This is a genomic window from Virgibacillus sediminis (genome assembly GCF_042643265.1).
GTDB classification, from domain to species: Bacteria; Bacillota; Bacilli; order Bacillales; family Amphibacillaceae; genus Virgibacillus_O; species Virgibacillus_O sediminis.
On sequence record NZ_JBHRRZ010000040.1, the window covers coordinates 244500 to 259721 of the forward strand.

Consider the following 15222-nt stretch of genomic DNA (forward strand, 5'->3'; position numbering starts at 1 on the left):
GTCAAAGAGCTTTACATCCACTTATAGAATGCCCACGCCATACTCCTTTATCATCTGTACTCCCCTGTATCCTTAAACTCCTTTTCCGGCAACAGATCTTCATCTATCATGCTGATTTCACCTATTTTCCGTATAGATATGGTGTTATCTCCGCAAACTATCTCTACCGGATACACTAATAGGAGGAATGCTTGATGATAATACGAATGGGAATTCTCGCAATGTCCCTGTTTGTTGTATTAATCGGATGTCAGCAAAACGAGGAAGAAGAACCCCTCGCCCAGAAGGATCAAGGAAACAATAACATGATGCAGGTAGAGAATTCGGCTCCTGCAGAAAGAGAGGAATTAAACAATACACAAATTGCTGACCGTTTAGCAAACCTGGCTAACGATGTACCCAATGTGGAAGATGCTACGGCAGTCGTTGCTGGACCATATGCGGTGGTTGGTATTGACGTAGATAAGGATTTGGACCGTTCCAGGGTAGGAACAATAAAATATTCAGTACTGGAAGCACTCTATCACGATCCATATGGTAAAACCGCTGTCGTTGTTGCAGATGCCGATGGGAATGAACGAATCCGTGATATGGCAGATAAAATCCGGCAAGGGCATCCAGTGCAAGGGGTAGTCGATGAGGTGGCTGCTATTGTTGGAAGATACATGCCTGATTTTCCCATCGATGAAGACAGAGCACAGGAACCTGATCAGAACAAGCAAATAATACCCGAAAATGAGGAACGGCAATTAGAGGAAGTAGAAGAAGAACAATCCAAGCCTCCAACTGAATAGGACAACAGGCGGATGCTAGTGCATCCGCCTGTTTCATATGCTTCTACTTCTAATCCTGCTGGTTTCCCAACACATTTTCATCTTTATGCTCATTATAATACTGAACACCAAATTGGGATCCTTCTGACACCATCTTTGAATTTGCAAGTAGTGCCGGGTCTTCTCCATCAGTCTGATCCGGTACACCAGCATCTTCGAACGTAGAATCGGTTTCCTGATTGTACATTTTTATTTGCTCTTTTACTTCGTCTACTTTTCGGATGATCTTTTCCCGGTTTTGTTTATCTTTCAATAGATAACCTGCTGCGACAGCCCCTGCTGCTCCTGCCACACCTGCTGCTGTTAACATATTACGCTTTTCCATCGAATCTCCCTTTCCATTGCGTTTTTTTATATTGTACCCTGTTATAATTCTCTGAAACCTATCTATGCGCACCTTTAAGGAAATCGCTGTTTATGTTATAGTACTTACAAGCATTGAGTATTAGAGGTGACATCATGCAGGTGAAATGTACGATCTGTGACAGTATCCATACACTGGAAGATGATTGCCTGGAGGCAAAGAGGCTGCGCAACCGAAGGATTCATATGTATCTTTGTCAAGAATGCCATGATCGAATTGAGGAAAAAACAAATCAGCGGCATGCTACAGGCAATTTTCATTTATATCGGGAAAAAAAGAAGAAAAAAGATTTTATCTGATTGCACGGGACCATACTATATATAACTTAATATGGCAGCACCTCCAATTATAGGTGCCTTGTCATTTTGTGCATCATAAGCATTAAAAAACGCTCTCGAGGAGCGTTTTTTAATTGCTGTCTTGCGCCTTCCGCTGTTGAAACATGCGGAACCGGTAAATGCCCAAAACAATCGTTATTATGATAAGACTTTCGGTAATCGGCAGGTTGAAAATGCTGAAAATAGTTATAACATATGTTCCAATCGCCAGCAGGATATAGACAAATACTGTTTTTAAAAGTGACAGCTTCCTGGCAAACCCAAGTTGATAAGCGACAGCCGCAAAAATCAGATTCAATACATAAAATACAGCGAATATATGTTCCGTACCAAAACTGTTCAATATGATTTCGAAGAGAAACGTAAAATTTACATCTTCCATATGTATCCCCCATTATGCTTATGGCACACAGCCATTGTTAGATTCTTGTCTATCATACTAAATCTTCTACATTCATGCTAGTTAAATCGAGGAAATAATCGATAGCGCTCCGGGTATTCCCCTGCTTCCATTAGTCTCATGATACCCTTTACACCGCCTGGCATCTGTAAGATCCCTTAATTCCTGACTGCAAATAATTTTGAATAACCTTAAAATTGCTATATACTTGGAACCATAATAGATAGAGGTGTTTTCATGCGTAAAATTGATGTAAGAGCACTAGTTATGGCTTTTTTAGTTATTCTTATGTTCATACTTGTTGGGTTTGCCATCGCCTTACGGAGCTTTTGGCTAATTATTTTGTTCCTGGTTGTCGGCATGGCAATTATGATCTATGGTATCGCCCGAAAGCGAAAAAGAAAGTGACATATCCGTCACTTTCTTCCATGTTTAATATAAGAGTTTAGCAGTCTGTCCTGAATGGCCGGGTTACATGTTAATACGGAGTCCTTATCAAGCATATTTAACTCAGTTCCATCAATATTAGTAGTAACGCCCCCTGTCTCATTTACAAGCACAATTCCAGCGGCTACATCCCATGGAGCCAGATTCATGGATAAATAGCCATCCATAACGCCCTCAGCAACGAAGGCGAATTCTAAAGCAGCAGAACCATATGTCCTTGTGCCTCGAATATCCTTTACAAATTGCTGCATTCGCTTCTCTTCTACCAGCCGATTTTCGCAAAGCCAGAAATGGTTCAGTCCAAAGACCGCTTCCTCAAATTGTTTGTTTCGGTCCATCTGAGAAAGGAGGACATCATTTTTATAAGCCCCTTCTCCTCGCTTAGCCTGATACATATTATCTGCCATAACATCATAAATCAGACCTATTTCCCCTACACCTTCTTCATAAATTGCAACAGAAATGGCAAAGTTTCTTTTTTGATGAACGAAATTCATGGTTCCATCGATTGGATCTATAATCCAGACAATGCCTCCCAGCGAATCCAGTTCATCTCCAAAACCTTCTTCACTCAATATGGAATGGCCGGGGTATTTCTGTTTAATATGATTGGCAAAAAACTCCTCTGTTTCTTTATCCATAGCGGTAACCAGGTCATTTGGATTGGACTTTGTGTCAATTTGAAGAGGATCATTGATCTTTTCACGGATGTTCTTTCCCGCCTCAAGCACCCAGTCCTTTGCCTGGTCAAACAACTTGTCCCGTTTCTCTTTATCCATATTTATTCCTCCACATGTATTCTATATCTATATTACCAGAAATTCAGCAGTAGAGTCAGTATATAGGGGCTCCATGTTATCCGACAAATAAAAGCGGGAACCCTCCAAATGCTCATTGCTCAGCATCAGAGAGCTCCCTGACTGTATTGTTTAATGATCATTTTCAACCTCAAGCATTTGCATTCTTAACTTCTCCAACTTTTCTTTTGACTTAATAATCTGAACTTGATCTTTTTCTTGAAGTGCGTCATATAATGTCACCAATTCATAATCAATTTCCATTTTAATAACTGGCAGTTTCTCTTCAGCTTCTTTCTTTCTCAGTGCCTCCATTACATATTTCATTGTCCACACCCTCTCGGAATACTTGTAATATGTTTATGAGATGTTTGAAATTTTGGTTCAATAATTTTCTGAAAGCGGCTTAGTTATTTGTTAACATTCCCCAAAATGGGCTACTTTTAAACCTTGACAGGTATATTTCTTGACTTCACTACCCCTTTCCCTAATAATGATTACTATTAATTCAGGTTGAAGTTTTGAAAGGATGAACGCATTATGACATTCAATGGATTTACCAAGGAAGACTTCGAAACTTTCTCCATCGAAGGCCTAGAAGAGCGAATGGAAGCAATCCAAACGAGAATTCAACCCAAATTTCAAGAAATTGGTAGTCATCTGGTCAGCTTTCTTTCAGCTGAATTGGGGAATGAAATGTTCCTTCATATTGCCAAGCATGCTAGAAGAACTGTCAACCCGCCTAATGATACGTGGTTAGCCATTGCCGACAATAAACGAGGGTATAAGAAACACCCTCATTTTCAGGTGGGGCTTTTTGATGATCATGTCTTTATTTGGCTGGCCTTAATTTATGAGCTTGACTATAAGAAAGAAATTGCTGAGTCATATGTCAAAAGCTTTGACGAGCTGAAGCAATTGCCAAGTAATTATATGGTCTCTCTGGACCATACAAAAAGGGATGCCATAAGCTTGGATAAGCTTCAGTTAAAAGATGTGGAACGCTTCCGTGATGTAAAAAAAGCAGAATTTCTTATTGGACAGCATCTTCCTGCAGGGGATCCCCGCTTAGCAGACGGTAAGAAATTCCTGGAAACTGTAGAAGCAACTTATGAAACGTTGATTCCATTCTATAGGCAAGCCCTTCAGGCAAAGAACTAACGTTCCGGACATGAGAGCCAAAAAGGCAATGCCCTTAGCGGGCATTGCCTTTTTACATGGAAATTACTGTCTTTTCAGATTCTCTTGCAGCTTTTACAACCTTGTAGCTTGCGTACCCTGACGCCTTCTCAAACTCGGCGAATAATGTTTTCTCTTCACTTTTGGAAGGCACGATCTCCTTGAAACGCCGATATAATACCAGAATATACTGTCTCTTTGCTCCATTCTCATAAGCTTTCTCAATTACACTAAAGAAGTTGACTACATCGATAATTTCCTGCTTTGTCCATGTCTCATCCATCGGATATTGATAATCCATTTAACTTCCCCCCGCTAATTCCATTTATTTCTAATTTCCTCCGCTTCATTAATTATGTCACTGATTAAAGTATGCACTGGCGGAAGATCATGTATTCTTGCAGCGGATTGTCCAGCCCATCCAAATCCTTCGTGTTCCTTCCCTTTTATTATATAATTTTTGTTTGCTTCGCCACTTATGTAATCTTTTAATCTCTCATAACCGACATTTTGTTCCTCCAGCTGAAGAATTTTTCCTGTCCATTCATTTTTCAATGCCCTGGCAGGTGCCCCGATCGACCGCTTGATTACAACTGTATCCTCTTCATCAGCTTCCAGTATGGCTTTCTTATATATTTCATGAGCGGCAAGGCATTCTTCGGTAGCAATGAAACGGGTTCCCATTTCTATTCCTTCCGCACCGAGAGCCAAGGCCGCCATTAATCCTTTTCCGTCTACAATGCCTCCTGAAGCAATAACAGGGATGGAGACGTCATCACTAACCTGAGGAGTTAGAACGAAGGTACCCGTATCACTTCTCCCAAGATGGCCGCCACCTTCTTGCCCGACAACCATCACTGCATCTGCCCCAAGTTCTTCCGCCTTTATTGCCTGACGGCGAGCAGCCACCAACACCAATGTCTTGATCGGTTCCCCCTTGACCATATCAAGAACACCTTTTGGATTTCCGCCTGTCACTGATATTGCCGGCACTTTTTCCTCTACCGCAACTTTGACCATTTCCTCGAATGGCCGCCCATGCTGACCAATGGCAAAATTCACTCCAAAAGGCTTATCCGTCATCTGTTTTACTCTTCGTATTTCCATTTTCAAGCTTTCAGGCCCAGGAAGACTCATTGCAGTAATCTGACCAAGCCCTCCTGCATTGGAGACCGCGGCTGCCAGGTCACTATATGCTAGGTGGGCCAGACCTCCTTGAATAATTGGATAGTCGATCTCCAATAATTGTGTCACTCTCGTATTCCAATCCACGCAACATCCCCCCATTTAGACTGTCCTAGTCACATTCTATCAGCTTAATCCATAATCATTCTACCATTTAGTAACAGAAAATTTATTGATAAGTACCCCATCACTGAGTGTGTTCCGAAATGTGTTCATTATGTACTATTTATCTATCAATACATGTCAAATGTACGGTACATACGAAAGTTTCTTGGTACACTACTAAAAATGGGAGCCAAACTTAATTGGCTCCCATTTCTGTACTATAATTACTTTCCACTACAATTAGGACATGTTCCATAAAGGGTAGTTACCTTCTCTTCTTCGTAAGTATCAATAACTTCCTGACAATCCTGGCAGACGATTGTTCCCATTTGGACCACTCCTTTAATTTATTTGTGTTATCTTAAGTACATTATAGTATGACATATTTAATTTTGCAACCCCTTTCTTACATAATATTCATCAATTATGGCACACAAAAAGAGTTTCCTATTTTCATAGGAAACTCCTACATTATTCATCTAGTTGTACTAAGCTAGGTTTAGCGACCTCATAGTCCTTCTCCCTCAGCCCTTGTACAATGCCTGCAAGCGCTTCTGCCGTCCACTTTCTGTCATGCATTAACAATGTAGCCCCGGGTTTCAGCAGGGAGTATGGTATATCAACTTCTGGCCCCTCTCCCGAAACCATTGCTGTTTTCAATTTCTCTGGATCTTTATAAGGCTCGAAATAATCGTATCCATAGGTCCAATTCATTACCAACATGTCCTCCCCTTCAGCAACCTGAGTGGAATAATCAGTGTTTTGGCCATGAGGTGCTCGGAAAAACCGGGGCCGTTCCCCTATAATCTCTTCCACACGGTCATTCAGACTGATAATTTCCTCCCGTTGTTCACTTTTTGGGAGCTCTGTTAAATTTGCATGATTATATGTGTGATTTCCTATGGAGAATCCCATCTCATGAATTTCCTTGAGCATTTCTTCTTCCTCTGGTGAATCCAAGAAATGCCCGTTGACAAAGAAAATAGCTTCAGCATCCAGCTCATTTAAAGTATGTGCCATTTCCACTGCATAAGTATCCGGTGCATCATCAATCGTTAGAAGTACCACTTCTTTTTTCACCCCTTCTTCCAGGGGGACCAGCGACCAGGATTCCTCGTTTAGCTCATATTTGGGTTTAGTCGATTTCTCTTCTGTCTCCTTTTCCATTTCGCTTTCTTCCGTTTTATCACCTTGGGTCTCTATAACCCCCTTCTGTGTTTCTTCCTCTTTTAATTCCATCTGATTCTTCGCAGTTTCAGATTTCCTATCATGCTCACCATATGTTTCTTCCACTGTTCCGCAAGCAGCCAGCAGAACAGTTACCGATAAAAAGATTGCCCATTTCTTCCCCATAGATTATGCCCTTCCTCCCCATCTGTGTGACTTAAACTAATTCTATGGCTGCACCCATAATTTTACAATTCCCTTAATTTTTCGACCTAAACGTTTAGATAGTGGAAGAGAGGGTAACTTACATACACCGAATTATTATCAACCAATGGGCAATAGTAAGAATATCATTTCATGCTGACATTTTACTTGAAAAACAGGCTGATTTTTGGTTTACTACCTAAATGTGCCTTTATATCCAACTAGCAGAAAGGATGATGAAGTTGAAGAGTGTTACACCTGTGTTTTATATCTCAGCGGTAGTAGCTATTCTATTTATCATTTGGGGTATTATTCCTGAAAGTGTTCTCCCAAATGGAAATTTAGATAACGTCACCACTATTATTCAAGATTATATTGTAAATCAATTTGGCTGGTTCTACTTGCTTGCCGCTACAGCTTTTCTTGGATTTGCCATCTACCTGATTTTCTCAAAATACGGTAATATTAAGTTAGGGCGGCCAAATGATAAACCTGAATATTCCTATATGACTTGGTTCGCTATGCTGTTCAGTGCCGGTATGGGGATCGGCCTTGTGTTTTGGGGTGCAGCCGAGCCTCTTTCCCACTTTCATACCCCACCATATGGGGAGCCACTGACAAATGATGCAGCAAAAACAGCAATGCAATACAGCTTCTTTCACTGGGGCCTCCATCCATGGGCCATTTATGCTACCCTGGCACTTGCGCTGGCTTACTTTAAATTCCGTAAGCAGTCGGCTGGGCTGGTAAGTTCTATTCTGGAACCTCTCTTTGGTGAAAAAGCAAAAGGGCCTCTGGGAACGCTTGTGGACTTTATTGTAGTATTCGCTACGATCTTTGGAGTTGCAACGTCTTTAGGCTTCGGAGCCATCCAAATCAGCGGAGGGATATCCTATCTGTTTGGTGTTGATTCTACCGTTGCATTACAGCTGATTATCATTGCTATTGTCACTGTGTTATTCATGTTATCTACGATGACTGGACTAAATAGAGGGATAAAATACCTGAGTAATACCAATTTGGTATTGGCAATTAGTTTGATGCTCTTTCTCCTGTTTGCAGGACCAACTACCTTTATTATGAGTCTTTTTACAAATACGTTTGGCGGCTACATTCAAAACCTGCCTGAAATGAGTTTCCGCATGACACCATTCGATGAGGAAAATGCATCCTGGATCAATGGGTGGACAATTTTCTATTGGGCATGGTGGCTTGCTTGGGCACCGTTTGTCGGGACGTTCATTGCACGTGTCTCCCGTGGTCGGACTATCCGAGAATTTGTCCTTGGAGTTCTTCTCGTACCGACTATCTTTGGTGCCCTATGGTTCTCCGTATTCGGTGGAACTGCCATTAACCTAGAATATTTCTCAGGCATCGATATAATGAGTAGTATCAATGAAGTTGGGGAAGAAGTGGCCTTGTTTGCAGTATTAGAGCACATTCCATTGGGAGCAGTCATATCGGTAATCGCTATTCTGCTAATCTCAACATTTTTCATCACCTCTGCCGACTCAGCCACCTTTGTACTGGGTATGCAGACAACTGGCGGAAGCCTTTACCCTCCGCAAACAGTGAAGTTTGTGTGGGGGATTATTCAATCCGGTGCTGCCGCTGTATTACTGTGGCAAGGCGGATTGGCAGCATTGCAGACAGCATCCATTATTGCTGCATTTCCATTTACCTTTATCATGATTTTAATCGTTTTTTCCTTAATCAAAGCACTGAGAGAGGAAAGACACGCCATCGATATGAAAAAACGCAAGAGAGAATAGAGAAAAATAAGCCGGTATTCCCTAACCGGGACTCCAATGTAAAAGCAGTCCAATTTCAGCTAAGAAATTGGACTGCTAATTTTATGGATAAAATGATGTGCCCTACTGCCTTCGGATAAAAGGAGATTAAAAACTCCATTCATGACCCTATCTCCCTATACTACAAATTCGCCACATATCCTACATGCAATCCTCCGTGCCTATAGCCTTTTTTACCTTTTTAACGTATAACTCTTCCCTTCTTATTAATTAAAGATGGGATTTTAAAGAAAAAGCAATAGGAAAAGTAGAAAGTTAATGAATTCGCTTGACGGATTTGTCTTAAAGCATAAGTATCCCTCCCCCTCTCGTCTCATCCAGCCATCTTGAAAACGTACACAAGTTTTGTGTGAAGCATGGGATTTACAGTACATGTAGAAGGGTTAGAAAAGTGTATTGACCAATTAATTTCCAAATGCCCTCTAACAGTCAATTCTCACTTAATAAGACGATATAGATCAACCCCAATAGGTTGAATGCAACCATCCTGATGCAGTTTATATAGGCCCATTCGAATGCTGCTTTTTCCAGTCATTTGCTGATCCTTTGAGCTCTTGCCTTCTAATTAGGATGCGAACTTCAACACTAGACCCTTAGATGCAAACCAGCTTGCTTTCTACCTTTCTTTACCTTTTTTACTTTTCGACACATTTCTTTTCAGTTATATAACAGTTCGGTAACATTGCTATATTTCGATCTTCTCTTTGTTATAATAAGTACAAGGTTAAGACAGGTTTCGCTATCAATGAATCCCAAAGGAAGGTGAGCAGGATTAGAAGATTACTCTTCGTTACAGCCATTACCCTACTATTCTTTGCAACTGGCTGTCAAAGTCCAAAATCTGCAGTAGAGGTAATATCCTTTCAGCCCTCTGATTACGAGGTGCTATTCTATTCGAACAGCCCTGATGACGGCGCATTGGAAGATAAGTACAAAGATGCGATCATTGACTTAAAAGCGAAATACCCGGATCAATTCGAAAACATGAAAGCTTTCACTGAAGACATCAGCAATTTGAAGGTTTCCGGTTCCAAGGAGGGCCCTAACCTGCTTATTTTAAAAGATGGCGACACTGTTTCCCATCTAAACGGTGATCAACCCAAACAGGAAATATTAAACCACCTGGAATACACCTTGGAATAGTTGGCAGCCGCTTCAGTCTGCACTAGCAATAAAATGGAATATAAATAATAGCAAGTAAAAACAGCTCAGTTAATTGAAAAGGTATGAGTTGCTTTTACTTGCTATTTTCATACTTATTGAGTTATACGGCGTCATACTATAAGGGATTTTCTGAAAGCTGACGCTCTTTGCGTACTGGGAACCTAAAATAGTCCGTATGTATATTTCAACCTAACCTTCCCTGTGAAAGTCCGGAATACTATCAAAAAGAGCGCATATCCTATGAAATCTAAAAAAGAGAACTGTATATTTACAGTTCTCTTTTTGATTCGTTCTTTTCTTATAGCATATGAATAGGAGTACCCATAGCCACTTCTGCAGCCTCCATGGTAATTTCACCCAAGGTAGGATGCGCATGAATGGTTAAGGCGATATCCTCAGCCGTCATACCAGCCTCAATAGCAAGCCCCAATTCAGAGATCATATCACTCGCATTAGGACCGGCAATTTGAGCGCCGATAACCAGACCGTCATCTTTACGGGTAATGAGTTTCATAAACCCGTCGCTGTTATTCAGAGACAGGGCACGGCCATTGGCAGCAAACGGGAATTTAGCTGCTTTCACATCATAGCCGGCTTCTTTTGCTTCACTTTCTGAATAGCCTACAGAAGCAAGTTCAGGGTCAGTGAACGCTACAAGAGGCATTCCGATATAGTCAATCTCCGACTTCTCTCCGCTGATAGCTTCGGCCGCTACTTTTCCTTCGTAGGAAGCTTTATGAGCAAGTGGAGCACCTGCTACGATATCACCAATAGCATAGATGCCATCTTGGCTTGTACGCCCTTGTTTGTCGACTTTGATTAGACCCTTGTCATCTTTCTCAACGCCTGCCTGCTCGAGACCGATATCCTCTGTATTAGGACGGCGGCCCACAGTAACAAGTACATAATCTGCTTCAACTGTTTCTTCTTTGCCGTTAGCTTCGTAAGAGACTTTTACGCCATTCTCCGACTCTTCCACACCTTTGGCCATTGCTTCGGTGATAATGCTTGCGCCTTTACTCTTAAGACGTTTCTTCACCAATTGTGTCATTTGCTTCTCAAAACCGCCAAGAATGTCTTTGGCACCTTCGAGAATGGTCACCTCTGTACCGAAGTTGGCATATGCAGAACCAAGCTCTGTACCGACATATCCTCCGCCGATGACGACCATTTTCTTCGGAATCTCTTTCAAGTTCAGTGCTCCGGTAGAGTCAAGTACCCGATCAGAGAATTTGAAGCTTGGGATTTCAATTGGAGATGAACCTGTCGCAATGATACAGTTATTGAATTTATAGGTTTGAGAATTTTTCTCGTCCATAATCTTTACTGTTTTATTATCGACAAAGTATACTTCACCTTTTACAATATCCACTTTGTTTCCTTTCAAAAGCCCTTCTACTCCGGAAGTCAGCTTGTTGACGACACTGCCCTTCCACTCCTGGACTTTAGAAAAGTCAACAGATACATTTTCTGTAGTGATGCCAAGTTCCTCATTGCCGTGAGCATGTTCGGTCAGATGACCTGCTTGGATAAGTGCTTTCGAAGGGATACAGCCTACATTCAGACAGACTCCACCAAGAGCTCCCTTATCGACAATAGTCACTTTTTGCCCTAATTGGGCGGCACGGATGGCGGCAACATAACCGCCAGGACCTGCCCCTACTACCAGTGTATCTACCTCAGTTGGGAAATCTCCTACTACCATAATTTTACGCCTCCATCATAATTAGTTGTGGATCATTTAGTAACCGTTTGATCTGATTAAGAGCCATCTGTGCTGTAGCTCCATCAACAATACGATGATCAAAGCTTAAGGATACCGCGAGTACAGGTGCGATAACTACTTCTCCGTCGCGGACGATTGGCTTTTCCGCTATACGGCCGATACCGAGGATAACAGCTTCCGGATAATTCAAGACCGGAGTGAACCATTGTCCGCCTGCAGAGCCAATATTTGTGATGGTATTGGATGCACCTTTCATCTCGTCTGCTGATAGTTTACCACTTCTTGCTTTTTCTGCCAATTCATTAATTTCTTGAGAAATACCGAAGATAGACTTGCGATCAGCGTTTTTTACAACAGGTACAAGCAGGCCTTTATCTGTATCAGCAGCAATACCGATATTATAATAATGCTTATAAACAATCTCATCCGTGTTCTCATCTATCATGGCATTAATAATCGGATATTTTTTAGAAGCAGAAACTAGTGCTTTGGCGACATAAGGCAGGTATGTCAATTTGATTTCCTGCTCGGCAGCCACTGCCTTGAATTTCTTGCGGTGGGCAACAAGTTCAGTAACATCAACCTCATCCATTAAAGTAACATGAGGTGCTTTGGTCTTGGAATTGACCATTGCATTGGCAATAGACTTACGGATACCACTCATTTTCTCACGGGTTTCTGGATATTCTTCACCGGCAGCCGGTACACTTGTTTGTGTTGTTTCTTTTTCTGGTTTCTCCTCATCAGTAGCTGGTTGTGTACCCTGGTCTCCATTCAGGTAGTTGTCAACATCTTCTTTCAGCACGCGGCCATTTTTTCCGGAACCGTCCACCTTGCTGATGTTCACATCATTGTCTCTCGCATATTTTCTTACTGAAGGCATGGCGATTACGCGTTTTCCTTCATTATCACTTGAGTCAGCTGCTGGCTGTGACTCTTCTTTTTCTTCTTTTTCCTCTGTAGAGTCCGTTTCAGGAGTCTCATCTTTGGCTTCCTCTTCGGAAGAATCATCGTCTTCATAACCTTCTGCGTCAAAGGTTATAAGAGTATCTCCAACTACAGCAACTGATCCTTCTTCTACAAAGATTTTCTTAACGGTGCCATCTACTGGTGAAGGGATTTCCACAACGGATTTGTCATTCTGCACCTCACACAGAACATCCTCATCCGTAACATTGTCCCCTTCTTTTACAAACCATTTGACGATTTCACCTTCATGGATACCTTCACCGATATCTGGTAATTTAAATTCATATGCCATTGTTACTACCTCCGATCATTATTTTAGAAATTCATTACACTGTTGACTTTATCAATGACGTCATTATGATTAGGCAGCCATACTTCTTCAGCATCTGAGAATGCATAAACTGTATCTGGTGCAGCTACACGCAGGATTGGCGCTTCTAAGTGGAGGATTGCTCGCTCTTGGATTTCCGAAATCACTCGAGCCCCTACACCAGCCTGGCGTTGTGCTTCTTGAACCATCACTACACGGTTTGTCTTTTTAACAGATTCGACGATCGTATCAATGTCGATTGGAGATACGGTTCTCAGGTCGATCACTTCAGCACTGATACCGTCTTTTTCCAATTCTTCTGCAGCTTTTAGGGATGTGTGGACCATTGCACCATAAGCAATCAGTGTTACGTCAGTTCCCTCCCGTTTTACATCTGCTTTGTCTAATTCCACCGTGTAATCTTCTTCAGGAACTTCGCCACGGAAAGAACGGTAAAGTTTCATATGCTCCAGGAATACAACAGGATCATTATTTCGGATAGAGGAAATCAACAATCCTTTTGCTTCGTATGGTGTTGAAGGGATGACCACCCGGATACCCGGCTGTTGAGCAATTAGGCCTTCCAGTGAATCAGCATGGAGTTCAGGGGTATGAACACCGCCACCGAATGGCGCACGTACTGTTATTGGCATATTATAGGCGCCGCCTGTGCGGTAGCGCATACGTGCCATCTGCCCGTTAATGGAATCCATCACTTCATATACAAAGCCGAAGAATTGGATTTCCGGTACTGGACGGAAACCTTGTGTGGCAAGACCAATAGATAAACCGCCGATACCTGACTCCGCAAGCGGTGTGTCAAACACGCGATCTTCACCGAATTCATCCTGCAACCCTTCTGTTGCACGGAATACGCCGCCATTTTGACCGACATCCTCACCGAATACCAGCACATTCTCATCGTTTTTCAGTTCTGTGCGCATTGCATCAGTGATTGCTTGAATCATTGTCATTTGTGCCATGATTTACTTCGACTCCTTTTCTTTATATTCTTCCAGTTGCTCTTGGAGATTCACAGGAAGCTCTTCGTGCATGTTGGAAATGAAATCTGTCACTTTTTGTTTTGGATATTGATCCGCTTCTTTAATAGCTTTCTTAATATCCTCTTTAGCTTCTTCTATTACTTTATTCTCTTCATCTTCGGACCACAGATCCTTGCTTTCCAGAAACTTGCGGAAGCGTACGAGTGGATCCTTCTTCTCCCATTCATTATCCAGTTCCTCTGTACGATAACGGGTTGGATCGTCACCTGACATAGTATGTGGGCCGTAACGATAAGTCAGTGTCTCAATGAGCATCGGGCCGTCACCATTGATCGCGCGGTCACGTGCATTTTTGGTTACAGCATAAACGGCAAGGATATCCATACCATCCACCTGGATGCCTTCGATACCGGCGGCTACAGCCTTCTGTGCCAATGTTTTAGCATTAGTCTGCTTTTCTACAGGTACAGAGATGGCAAAATAGTTATTCTGAATAAAGAAGATGGCCGGTGCTTTATAGGCGCCTGCAAAGTTGATGCCTTCATAGAAATCGCCTTGAGAAGTTCCACCGTCACCTGTGTAAGTTACTGCTACTGCCTGTTTTCCGCGTTTCTTAATGCCCAATGCCACGCCGGCTGTCTGAACATATTGAGCTCCAATGATAATCTGAGGGCTAAGTGCATTGACTCCTTCAGGCATCTGATTACCGTGGAAGTGCCCTTTGGAGAATAAGAAAGCTTGGTACAGTGGCAGCCCCTGCCAGATAAGCTGTGGAACATCACGGTAACCAGGGAGGATGAAATCATCTTTTTCCAGTGCGAACTGGCTTCCGAGCTGTGAAGCTTCCTGTCCTGCAGTAGGGGCATAAAATCCTAAGCGACCTTGACGGTTCAAGGCGATGGAGCGCTGGTCAAGCACACGAGTATAAACCATTCTCCGCATTAATTCTTTTAATTCATCATCCGAAAGATCAGGCATGTCTTCCTGGTTTACTATTTCTCCATTTTCATTAAGAATCTGGAACATTTCGAACTGACTTTCAACACTTTCAAGTACGTGTTTCAAAATAGTTCACCTCTTCCTTTCTTATATCCATTAATATTGTTATCTTTACTATCCTTCCCAAATCAGAAAAAAATCGTACCTATTTCCTCTAAACCATGTACCCTGTTTTGTTTTTCATTAATCCATATCATACAGAAAATCGCCAAACTGTTAC

General features: G+C 42.1%; 18 protein-coding genes. 6 read left to right on the forward strand and 12 right to left on the reverse strand.

The annotated features are described in order from the left end of the window. The first annotated feature begins 194 nt into the window (after positions 1 to 194). Positions 195 to 794 (forward strand): YhcN/YlaJ family sporulation lipoprotein, encoded by a 600-nt coding sequence (locus ACFODW_RS18070; RefSeq protein ID WP_390308343.1) that lies wholly within the window; start codon positions 195 to 197, stop codon positions 792 to 794. Positions 795 to 843: 49 nt separating this feature from the next. Here ACFODW_RS18070 and ACFODW_RS18075 read toward each other — a convergent pair whose 3' ends face one another. Then, a complete protein-coding gene (locus ACFODW_RS18075) occupies positions 844 to 1158 on the reverse strand; it encodes a hypothetical protein (RefSeq protein ID WP_390308345.1) in 315 nt (104 codons plus the stop codon). 134 nt (positions 1159 to 1292) lie between these two features. Between ACFODW_RS18075 and ACFODW_RS18080 the strand changes: the two genes are divergently transcribed. Then, positions 1293 to 1496 (forward strand): YlaI family protein, encoded by a 204-nt coding sequence (locus ACFODW_RS18080; protein ID WP_390308347.1) that lies wholly within the window; start codon positions 1293 to 1295, stop codon positions 1494 to 1496. A gap of 109 nt (positions 1497 to 1605) precedes the next feature. Here the strand turns inward: ACFODW_RS18080 and ACFODW_RS18085 are convergent, their stop codons facing one another. After that, positions 1606 to 1917 (reverse strand): YlaH-like family protein, encoded by a 312-nt coding sequence (locus ACFODW_RS18085; RefSeq protein WP_390308348.1) that lies wholly within the window; start codon positions 1915 to 1917, stop codon positions 1606 to 1608. 255 nt (positions 1918 to 2172) lie between these two features. On the opposite strand from ACFODW_RS18085, the gene ACFODW_RS18090 reads away from it, so the two are divergent. Then, complete coding sequence (locus ACFODW_RS18090) at positions 2173 to 2343, forward strand: DUF5325 family protein (RefSeq protein WP_390308350.1); 171 nt, start codon at positions 2173 to 2175, stop codon at positions 2341 to 2343. 8 nt (positions 2344 to 2351) lie between these two features. Here the strand turns inward: ACFODW_RS18090 and ACFODW_RS18095 are convergent, their stop codons facing one another. Together ACFODW_RS18095 and ACFODW_RS18100 are read right to left on the reverse strand one after the other, a co-directional pair. Next, positions 2352 to 3161: an inositol monophosphatase family protein gene (locus ACFODW_RS18095; protein ID WP_390308352.1), complete on the reverse strand. Its 810-nt coding sequence runs from the start codon at positions 3159 to 3161 to the stop codon at positions 2352 to 2354. 150 nt (positions 3162 to 3311) lie between these two features. Beyond that, a complete protein-coding gene (locus tag ACFODW_RS18100; RefSeq protein ID WP_390308354.1) occupies positions 3312 to 3506 on the reverse strand; it encodes a hypothetical protein in 195 nt (64 codons plus the stop codon). A 213-nt stretch (positions 3507 to 3719) separates the two neighbouring features. On the opposite strand from ACFODW_RS18100, the gene ACFODW_RS18105 reads away from it, so the two are divergent. Continuing rightward, positions 3720 to 4340 (forward strand): YktB family protein, encoded by a 621-nt coding sequence (locus tag ACFODW_RS18105; protein ID WP_390308355.1) that lies wholly within the window; start codon positions 3720 to 3722, stop codon positions 4338 to 4340. Between the two features lie 52 nt (positions 4341 to 4392). Here ACFODW_RS18105 and ACFODW_RS18110 read toward each other — a convergent pair whose 3' ends face one another. The 4 genes from ACFODW_RS18110 to ACFODW_RS18125 all read right to left on the reverse strand — a co-directional run bounded on the left by ACFODW_RS18110 (position 4393) and on the right by ACFODW_RS18125 (position 7001). After that, positions 4393 to 4659, reverse strand: coding sequence for a UPF0223 family protein (locus ACFODW_RS18110; RefSeq protein ID WP_390308357.1), 267 nt, complete (start codon positions 4657 to 4659; stop codon positions 4393 to 4395). 14 nt (positions 4660 to 4673) lie between these two features. Beyond that, the gene (locus ACFODW_RS18115) at positions 4674 to 5630 is read right to left on the reverse strand and encodes an NAD(P)H-dependent flavin oxidoreductase (protein WP_390308359.1); all 957 of its coding nucleotides are present in this window, start codon (positions 5628 to 5630) and stop codon (positions 4674 to 4676) included. Between the two features lie 242 nt (positions 5631 to 5872). Next, complete coding sequence (locus ACFODW_RS18120) at positions 5873 to 5977, reverse strand: GapA-binding peptide SR1P (RefSeq protein WP_390308361.1); 105 nt, start codon at positions 5975 to 5977, stop codon at positions 5873 to 5875. A gap of 142 nt (positions 5978 to 6119) precedes the next feature. Continuing rightward, positions 6120 to 7001, reverse strand: coding sequence for a polysaccharide deacetylase family protein (locus ACFODW_RS18125; RefSeq protein WP_390308362.1), 882 nt, complete (start codon positions 6999 to 7001; stop codon positions 6120 to 6122). Positions 7002 to 7261: 260 nt separating this feature from the next. Here ACFODW_RS18125 and ACFODW_RS18130 point away from each other — a divergent pair, with 260 nt between their 5' ends. Both ACFODW_RS18130 and ACFODW_RS18135 read left to right on the forward strand, forming a co-directional pair. Beyond that, positions 7262 to 8791, forward strand: coding sequence for a glycine betaine uptake BCCT transporter (locus tag ACFODW_RS18130; RefSeq protein ID WP_390308363.1), 1530 nt, complete (start codon positions 7262 to 7264; stop codon positions 8789 to 8791). 801 nt (positions 8792 to 9592) lie between these two features. Continuing rightward, positions 9593 to 9973, forward strand: a complete 381-nt coding sequence (locus ACFODW_RS18135) for a hypothetical protein (protein WP_390308365.1) — start codon at positions 9593 to 9595, stop codon at positions 9971 to 9973. 319 nt (positions 9974 to 10292) lie between these two features. On the opposite strand, the gene lpdA is transcribed toward ACFODW_RS18135, so the two are convergent. From lpdA to pdhA, 4 genes are read right to left on the reverse strand one after another with little or no spacing between them, the layout of a single operon-like run. After that, complete coding sequence (gene lpdA, locus ACFODW_RS18140) at positions 10293 to 11699, reverse strand: dihydrolipoyl dehydrogenase (protein WP_390308366.1); 1407 nt, start codon at positions 11697 to 11699, stop codon at positions 10293 to 10295. 4 nt (positions 11700 to 11703) lie between these two features. Further along, positions 11704 to 12981 (reverse strand): dihydrolipoamide acetyltransferase family protein, encoded by a 1278-nt coding sequence (locus ACFODW_RS18145; protein ID WP_390308368.1) that lies wholly within the window; start codon positions 12979 to 12981, stop codon positions 11704 to 11706. 23 nt (positions 12982 to 13004) lie between these two features. Then, the gene (locus ACFODW_RS18150; RefSeq protein ID WP_390308370.1) at positions 13005 to 13982 is read right to left on the reverse strand and encodes an alpha-ketoacid dehydrogenase subunit beta; all 978 of its coding nucleotides are present in this window, start codon (positions 13980 to 13982) and stop codon (positions 13005 to 13007) included. Positions 13983 to 13985: 3 nt separating this feature from the next. After that, positions 13986 to 15068, reverse strand: a complete 1083-nt coding sequence (gene pdhA / locus ACFODW_RS18155) for a pyruvate dehydrogenase (acetyl-transferring) E1 component subunit alpha (protein WP_390308372.1) — start codon at positions 15066 to 15068, stop codon at positions 13986 to 13988. Positions 15069 to 15222: the final 154 nt, after the last annotated feature.